Here is a 9,536-nt window from a genome sequence, read left to right as displayed (position 1 = left end):
TGTTCGGCGATCGGGAGATCGTATTGAGAAATCTGATAGTTTTTGGGCAGATCGGGATAGAAATATTGCTTGCGATCGAATTTACTATAGGGGGCAATTTGGCAATTGAGGGCAAGTCCGGTTTTAACGGCAGATTCGAGGACTTTCTCGTTGAGGACGGGGAGAACACCGGGATAGCCAAGGCAAATGGGGGATATATTCGTGTTGGGGGGTGTACCGAATTCTGTGGAAACGGGACTGAAAATTTTTGTTTTCGTGTTCAGTTGACAGTGGGTTTCCAGTCCGATCACGGCTTCATATTGGGTTTTGGTTGCGGTTGCTGCACTCATATTCTGGACTCGTGAAATATACAGAGTAATGTATTTATTATATCGATGAGGGCGAGGAGAACTTGCAATGGCGCGATCGCGCTTTGATAGGTTCGGTATAATAACGACAGGATTTACAATTGTGTTTTAGGAGACAACGGTTATGACAGAGGCGATCGATTTATACTTTAACCAGAATCTGTGTCAGGGACGATAAAAATGTCTTTAGAATACCTAGATTGGAATGAATTAATTGCCTCGCACTTTTTCAAATCGGAAAAAGCCGGACAGTCTGTTTATTTATATGTTACAGAGTCATTAATTGACGAAATTGGTCAAGATCGAGGATGCAATCTTCAAGATTTCATTAATGCCTTAAAAAAAGGAGTTCCTCGGGTAACAAGACATAATCAAGGAATTTGTCAAAAAGCCTTACAGAGTTGGGAGAATTGGCGCGATAATTCAGACCATACTTCTGACTATATATATCCTCCTTACATTGGATATTTAGCTTTATTTGTTCTAGCAGCAGGAATTGAAGGTGATTTTGCACCTAATGCCTATTATCCACGTTTAAGAGACTTATTGGGTGAAGAATCAAAAGTAGGACAATATCCTTCATTCGACAAAATGGATCGACTTTGGCAAGATTTGCAACAATGGGCAAACGAGGAGATTGATGGTGAATGGGGAATATTTAATTGTATTACAATTGGGCAAAATTATCATATTAGTTTTCCGTTAGCGCAAATGCTATTAACGGAAGAAGAACAGAATAATTTACCCAATATTTTTGCTGAAGCAGACTTAGATCCTCTTTCTCTACCCTCTGAAACTGCGATCGCGGATCTATTATCTCAACACGGGGAAAAATATCTGAAATCTCGTACTCTCCATTTATTGAACGAGAATGATGAACGCTGGCAAATTCTAATTGAACGAGTTATTGAGGAGTTAAAATATTGGGATGGAAGTGCTGATTCTATAGAGAAAGATTCTAAAATTCATTATGGAAGTTTAAGGTTATGTTGCCAATTGGATGAAATTGCTGGCAAGGCAAAGATAACTGTTCGATGTACGAGTCGCTCTGAATTTCCAGAAGATGATTTATCATTATCGATTGAAGATCGAGATGAATCTTATTGTTGTTCTGAAGATATAACAGGATGGTCATTATCTATTAGGTTAGATGTAACCCAATTTGACTGGGAAAAGGTATTTAAGATGCGATCGCAAGATCGAGAATGGTGTTTTAAATTTTCTGGATCGCCAGTCAAAATTCTTATTGATGGTCAAAATTACGATTTACCGGGGTGGGTGGAAACTGCACAACTTCCCAAAGGAAAGCCTTTTTATTTACTCGTCCATCCCGACCACATTGAGGCGATCGCAGAATGGGGAGATTCTAGTTGTGAGGGTTTTACAAAAGAAGAAAAGAAAGGTTTACCAATGGGATGGAATTTATTTAAAGTAGAGTCTGCAAAGAGTGACAATCTCGTTAAATCAAAATATCCTAATTTATCGTTTCCTTCTACTATTCGACTCTCTTTCCAAGGAGGACTACGCTTAGATCGAGGAAATCGCTTCTTTGCATTTGCACGACCGAAGATATTGTTACAAGGTCACAATGAAGAGATTGATATTTATTGTCAAGACTACAAGTTATCCCCAATTTCTTTTGGTGTTTATCAACTTCCTGAAGACTTATCCTTGAATCAAAAAATCAGTATTACTGCACGTCGTCAGGAGGAAATAGTTCGACAGATTAATCTGACTTTAATCAATGATAATCCTACAAATAAACCTTCTGATTATACTAGAGGTATTTTTGGGAGTTTTAGCGAACTAGAAGAGGATAATTCTGCAAAAATCAGAGGTGTAATTGTTTCAGGATTTGATATACCTGAGTTTAATTTTAATACACTGTTGCCCTTTCAAAGTACAAATCGAATTATTTTTATTGGTCGAAAAATGGGACAAATCGCGACAGCATCAGAAATTCTCGAACAAGATTGGACACCAATTTGGGCGATCGCATCTGGTCGTCGCAGTCGTGTACAATTTTGCGGTATAGATTTTAATGAAGTAAGTCCGATCGCAGAAAAATGTGGCGATCGCAAACAGTTAAAGGAATGGAAAGAGATACTTTGGGTCAAGCGCAAAAAAATGATTCTCCCAAGCGATCGGAAATTGCGTTCTTTATGGCAAAAATATCAAAAGGAGGCTAAAAATGTCTGAACTCAAAAACAACGATCGCGATCAACTTCTCTCCGTTATTTCTGCTAAACGAGATATGTCTTGGAAAAGTTTTAAAGATACTTTTGATTACTTTTATCATCGAGAGGAGAAATCAGGCGATCGCGAAGAAAATCAAAATATAAAGAAACTCAAAGATTTGCGATTTAAAACAGTGCGAGGATTAGAATCTCTTGCTCATTGTGATTATAATTTTAACAAAAAACGCCTTTATATTGCATCTCCAGCTTTGGTGAGAATTCCTTGTATGGGATTTCCTCAAGCAATTTTAACAGGTTCGCGATCGCCCCAAACAATCTCTGAATTATCCAAGATTTGTAAATCTGTAGGGAGTCACATTAATGTAGAAGTGACAGAACAGCCTATCGATATTATGTTAGCACCTCGGCGGGTTACAGTTCGTGCAGAAGCGATCGAAGAATTACACGAGATCGCTTCAAAATCACAAATTCCTTTTCTCGAAAATCCCGTAGCATGGTCACTTCTCCATTTTTCTGCATCTGTGGATCCGTACTGGGAAACATTACAATGGCAAGAAGAAACTGAACTCAATTGGGATAAAAAAACCTTCGATCCGATCTCTTTAAAATTTCGTTCGTATTCCGTTACAAAACAAAATATTCATTTAAGTCAATATACGAATCCTCGAACTCAAGCCAAAGCTCACTATCTATGGCATACTGACAAGAGCCGTGAGATTGAAAATCCAGATTGGGGACGATATGCTATCTTATGGAAAAGCGATCGCCAGATCCTCGCTTACGATCGGCGAAGATTTACCCTAGCTGTTCCAGTTGGTGCAAAACTGCCTATCCTATTAGAAAGAGCATTAACACTTTGTTCGGGTTATCTTCCCAAATTTGTAGACAAAATTCCTCAAATTGACTCCAAAATCTTTGGGTTTCATATCTTCTCTGCTATTCCTCCAAATATCGCTGAAATTCTCGCGCAGAAATTAGGTCAGACACTTAACGAAATTTCCCTCAAACATTAAACACCGGTAAGTTTCCCATGTACGATCCCATTGGTTCTTTTGAAAAAATTCGTGACAATCTTCTCCTGTACGTTAAAACCGCATTCGGGACTCGATTTCCTGAAATAGAACGGGAGAGAGAAAGAAAATTGCGTCAACCCGGAGCATTTTATCAAGAACCCTGGATCGAACCATTACCTCAGTATGAGCGATCGCCAAAAACAATTCATGACTTAACTTGTGATGATATTCCTGAATTAGATGAAGCGACCTTACAAGATTTTAAAACTTTAGCAGCTTGCGGATTAGTTAGCGATTATCAACTCTACAAACACCAACTAGAAATGCTGCAAAAATCCCTCTTGGGTCAAAATGCAGTTGTCACCGCAGGAACGGGATCGGGAAAGACAGAAGCATTTCTTTTACCTCTCTTTGCCTATCTTACAAGAGAATCAAAAAATTGGAGTTTACCTAACAAAGAACATCTATATCTTAATGATTGGTGGGAAAATGAGGATTGGCAAAATGAATGCGATCCAGTTATCAAGAAAAATCGTCGAATGAAGCGTTCTTTTCGCATTCCTCAAAGAGGTCATGAGACTCGTAAAGCGGCAGTTAGAGCATTGATTTTATACCCAATGAATGCGTTAGTTGAAGACCAGTTAACGCGACTTCGTAAAGCATTAGATTCGGAAAATGCAAAAGAATGGTTTCAGGAAAATCGCCAAGGAAATCGCATTTATTTTGGTCGATATACTGGAGTGACACCAATTCCTGGATATGAAAATAAACAGAATGGAAACCCTCATAAAGATAAAATCGAAAAATTGAAAGAAGCAATGCAGCAGATGGATAGGTCTGTAACAGCCATTGAAGAATATATTAAAACAACAGGAGATGATGAGGTTCAATTCTTTTTCCCTCGTTTAGATGGTGCGGAAATGCGCTGTCGTTGGGATATGCAAGACGATCCTCCCGATATTCTTATCACCAACTATTGTATGCTCAGTATTATGTTGATGAGAGATGTCGATAAGAATATCTTTGAAAAGACACGAGAATGGTTAAAACAAGATGATAGTATTTTTCATTTGATTGTTGATGAATTGCACCTTTATCGAGGAACATCGGGAACAGAAATTGCTTATTTACTGAGATTATTTTTACAACGGATTGGTTTGTATCCGGGACACCCCAAACTGAGAATTTTAGCTTCTAGTGCATCTCTCGAACCCGACGATCCCAACAGTTTAGAGTTTCTCAATCAGTTCTTTGGGACAGAATGGAATTCAGAACAGATTATTCCGGGAGAACAAGAAGAAATTCCTGCAATTGTCGAGCAAGATTTTCTCGATCGCGAACCATTTATTCAATTAGCAAATTTAGTTAAATTAGACAGAGAAACCGATCCTGAAAGCCTATCTAACACTCCAGAATATCAAACCTGCCAACAAATTCTCTCATCTCAAACTGAGAAAGTTGTTGCGAGAATGCTAAATGCTTGTGCCGACAAAAACAGGAATACTCGTGCAGTATCTATTTCTAATTTCTCTGAAAAGATTTTTGGTAACAATACCAACAAAGACAAAAATGATTTAGCAGTGAGAGGATTGCTAATGACTCGAGGACTGTGGGAAACTGAAACACTCCCTCGATTTCGATTTCACTGGTTTTTCCGCAATATTGATGGACTTTGGGCTTGTATTCAACCCAACCATGATTGTGAGGAAGAGGAGCAAAGCGAACACCGTCCCATCGGTCAATTATACGTGCAGAATCCTCCCATTCTCGACAAGGATGGATATCGGGTATTAGAATTGCTTTACTGCGAACAATGCGGCACTATCTTTTTAGCAGGAAATCGTTTAACGTTGGAAAATGGAGAAGGGTGGGAATTATTACCTACAGAACCGGATATTGAAGGAATCCCCGATCGCAAAGTTTCTCTAGCTTTAGATCGCAGAAGTTATGATGAATTTGCTGTATTTTTCCCATCTCGGAAAATTAGTAAAGATGCAAAAGAATGGAATCAATCTAAATTGGGTGGTGATGGAAGTGAAAAAGTTCAATGGAGAAAAGCATCTCTCAATACTCGTAATGGTCGCGTCATTTTAGGTAATCCTGATACAGACAATCTCAAACAGTGGATTCAAGGTTATATTTTCTATCTGCGATCGCACTCAGAGGCTAAAAAAATGGGTGCTTTACCGTCAGTGTGTCCACATTGCAGTGCAAATTATAGTAAAAAGTATTTCAAAAAATCACCGATTCGCTGGTTTAGAACAGGTTTTTCTCGTGTGAGTCAGTTGCTTGCGAAAGAGTTATTTTATCAGTTACCCGACCAAGCAGACTCGCGTAAATTGGTTGTATTTTCAGATAGTCGAGAAGATGCTGCATCTATCTCTAATGGTATTGAACGAACGCATTATAACGATCTGGTAAGAGAAACCATTTTTGATGAACTCCTACAACGGGCGATGGGAGAATTAAGTTTATTAGAAGACCTACAACAACAAGGTAAACCTATTCGTCCAGAAGCAGTACGATTTTCCGAACAAAATCCTGATGAGATCGCTCAGTTACAAAAGCAAATAGGCTTTGCTGATATGACTTTACCAGAAGGTTTATCTACAATTGTGCTAGAATCTTTGCAAAACCAACAAAAGCAAGCACGAGAAATATTAGAACAAATTCAACAGAGAGGTCGCACGCGAATTATTCCCTTGAGAATCTTGTTTGAAGAAGACGATCCTCGCAAAATTGGAATTTTAATAAAAAGATTGTTAAAGCTGGGAATTAATCCTGCGGGAAATGATGTTTTATATCAAAGATTCGATTATAAAGATGAATGGCAACATTGGACTAAATTCTTTGATTTTCAAACTAATCATTGGCAATTAGACTTACCTCCAGAGGATTTTAAATCAGCAAAATCAACTTTACTGAGTAAAATAGAATCTGAAATTTGCAATAATCTTTTTGGTCGTCTATACTTTGGAATTGAATCATCTGGATTGGGTTATATTTGTCTCAGTTTACCATCCGAGACAAATCTTGAAGAAATTGCCTCTCAATGTGGATGTTCATTATACATATTCAAAGAGATTTGTCAAGGATGTTTGCGAATTCTAGGTGAGTTATATCGCTACCCCCAAAAACCTCAACAATACGATCTATATCCTTGGAAAGACTGGAAAGATGTTCGAGCCAGTTTTCGACATTATGTTGAAAAATGTGCATCATTTAATAATCTGCCTGAAAAGCAATTAAAGAATGCTTTATATCAAGCAATTTGTCAAGAAGGAAAACATCATCATTTTGAACTTGATTCCCGTTATTTATCGGTTCGAGTCGCACTTCCTGATGACTCGGTTTGGCAATGCGAATCGTGCGATCGCCCTCATCTCCACTATGCAGGAGGAATTTGTACAAATCTGTATTGTCTTTCACCGTTACCCAAAGAACCGAATAAAATTTGCCAAGATTTATACGATCGCAACTATTATGCAACCGAAGCCGTTAACAAACGTCAGCCATTACGCTTGCATTGCGAAGAACTAACCGGACAAACCGACGACCAATCGGAAAGACAGCGACATTTTCGTAATGTTATCGTTAATATCGGAAATGAAACCAGAAAATTCATTCCTCAAGTCGATACAATCGATATTTTAAGCGTTACAACGACTATGGAAGTTGGCGTTGATATTGGTAGTTTAATGGCGGTTATTTTGGCTAATATGCCCCCTATGCGCTTTAATTATCAACAACGTGCAGGTCGTGCGGGTCGTCGAGGACAAGCCTTTGCGATCGTACTTACTCTCTGTCGCAGTCGTTCTCACGATGAATTTTACTATAAACATCCTGAAAAAATTACAGGAGATCCGCCTCCCGTTCCTTTTCTATCGATGTCTCAAGTTGAAATTGCAAGACGTTTGTTAGCCAAAGAATGCTTGTATCTTGCTTTTCTTTCTGCTGGTATTTCTTATTGGAATAGCCCAATTCCTCCAGATAGTCATGGAGAATTTGGAACAACTGAAGCATGGTTACAAAATGATAATGAATTACAAGAAAAAGTTGAGAAGTTCTTGAAAAATTCACTAGAGATTAATAATATTATTGATACGCTATTACTCGGTGTTCCAGAAATCAACAGTAACGAACTCAAACAATTTGCTCGCAACGAACTTTTTCAAAAAATACAAGAGTGTGCAGAAAATAAAGAACTAGCTGGAAATGGATTAGCAGAACGTCTAGCAGAAGGCGGAATTTTGCCTATGTATGGAATGCCTTCTCGATCTAGAACCTTATATCATCACGATCCTGATGGAAAGAAAAAAGTATCTGAAATCAGCAGAGATTTAGACTTAGCAATTACAGAATTTGCTCCCGGTTCTGAAAAAACAAAAGATAAACGAATTTATACTTCTATTGGTTTTACTGCACCATTATTACCTGGTGCTAAAAATAGCTTAAGACCTGCAAGTAGCGAACCTCTATCACAACGAACTTGGATGAGTCGATGCAATCGCTGTCAACATACAGAGACTTCTATTCAAGAGATTGAAGATGAAAATTGTCCGAACTGCAATGCAACCCAAGAAGAAGGATTTCGGTCTTTTCAATGGGCTGTTCCTCTTGCTTTTCGCACTAGCCTCAATCGAGGAACTGATGCTAAGACAGAATTTGATATTATGATAACAGGAGCAGGAAGTATAGCTGAATCTAATCCTCAAGAGTTTGAAAGAATAGAAGAGACAAACACTAATATTGCATTTGCTTCAGATGGTCGTGTTTTTCGTGTTAATGATAATCGCGGATCGCTATTTCAAGGAGCGATCGGTGAAGCAAGTTTTGGTTTTGGTGAAAAAATGTTACCTAATCAATGGATCGACAATCGATTTAAAGGACAAAAAGGCGGTATTAAGTTTAAGACTACAGAAGATCGTCAAGAAAAAATTGCCATTGTTTCACCAAAAACTACAGGAATTCTACGAATTAGACCTACTACTGTTCCTGATGGTTTATGTCTCGATCCCTTAAAGGAAGGTTCTGCGGTTAAAGCTGCTTTTTATTCGGCTGCTTTTATTTTGCGATCGGTTGTAGCTGAAACATTAGATATCGATCCCGAAGAGTTAGATATTAGCGGTTTGCGACAGATAGATGATGAAGGAATAAAGATAGGAGAAATTGTGATTAGCGATCGCCTTGCTAACGGCTCTGGATTTACCGAATGGTTAGCACAAAACTGGCAGGAAATCTTGTTAAAAATTGTTAATGCAGAACCATTACAAAATACCTTTGCTAGTTCTCTGATTTCTGCAAAACATCATCAAAAATGCGACTCTTCCTGTTACGATTGCTTGCGACAATATCGCAATAGTAACTATCATGGATTACTCGATTGGCGTTTAGGATTATCTCTTCTCCGTATCTTAGCAAATGAAAGCGAATATTGCGGTTTAAACGGTCATTTTTCTACTCCAGAACTCCAAGGCTGGCAGGATAAAGCAACTATTTTACGAGATTCTTTCTGTTCTTCATTTAAACATTGTCATCCTAAAATATTTAATAATCTTCCTGGATTTGAAATTAATAATATTACTGTAATAATTATTCATCCATTATGGAATATAGAAACTTCGGAAGGCTATCTTTCCGATGCTTTAGCGACTGTAGAAGCCTCTAAAACAGTGCGTTATTTGGATACATTTAATCTTCTCCGTCGTCCGAGTTGGTGTTATCAAACTCTCAAACTTTGAATTGCTGGAGAAAATTAGAATAATTGAACTAAGACAACAACGAGAGAAATTCACACTACAGCGATTGCATGATATTAACTTCCCACAGATGGCAAAATTTATTGACTCAATTAGGAGCAAAAAAAAACGCCTCCTCTAACACCCATGTTCGGCGATCGGGAGATCGTATTGAGAAATCTGATAGTTTTTGGGCAGATCGGGATAGAAATATTGCTTGCGATCGAATTTACTATAGGG

General features: G+C 38.1%; 3 protein-coding genes and 2 pseudogenes. 3 read left to right on the top strand and 2 right to left on the bottom strand.

Annotated elements, in window-relative coordinates:
* Positions 1 to 329: pseudogene (locus JUI58_RS06725) on the bottom strand (Asp-tRNA(Asn)/Glu-tRNA(Gln) amidotransferase GatCAB subunit B); the annotation flags it as partial.
* 198 nt (positions 330 to 527) lie between these two features.
* Between JUI58_RS06725 and JUI58_RS06720 the strand changes: the two are divergent.
* The 3 genes from JUI58_RS06720 to JUI58_RS06710 are packed head-to-tail and all read left to right on the top strand — an operon-like array spanning position 528 to position 9,299.
* Complete coding sequence (locus JUI58_RS06720) at positions 528 to 2,546, top strand: hypothetical protein (protein WP_204102990.1); 2,019 nt, start codon at positions 528 to 530, stop codon at positions 2,544 to 2,546.
* A complete protein-coding gene (locus JUI58_RS06715; protein WP_204102989.1) occupies positions 2,539 to 3,558 on the top strand; it encodes a hypothetical protein in 1,020 nt (339 codons plus the stop codon). Before JUI58_RS06720 ends, JUI58_RS06715 begins: the two co-directional genes overlap by 8 nt.
* A gap of 17 nt (positions 3,559 to 3,575) precedes the next feature.
* Entirely contained in the window at positions 3,576 to 9,299 is a 5,724-nt protein-coding gene (locus JUI58_RS06710) for a DEAD/DEAH box helicase (protein WP_204102988.1), read from the top strand.
* A gap of 141 nt (positions 9,300 to 9,440) precedes the next feature.
* Here JUI58_RS06710 and JUI58_RS06705 read toward each other — a convergent pair.
* Positions 9,441 to 9,536, bottom strand: a pseudogene (locus JUI58_RS06705) (hypothetical protein); the annotation flags it as partial.

Origin of the sequence: Spirulina sp. CCY15215, assembly GCF_016888125.1 — a bacterium.
Classification (GTDB): Bacteria; Cyanobacteriota; Cyanobacteriia; order Cyanobacteriales; family Spirulinaceae; genus CCY15215.
Note: the sequence above shows the minus strand (reverse complement) of the source record. Positions and strands in the feature narration are given on the sequence as shown.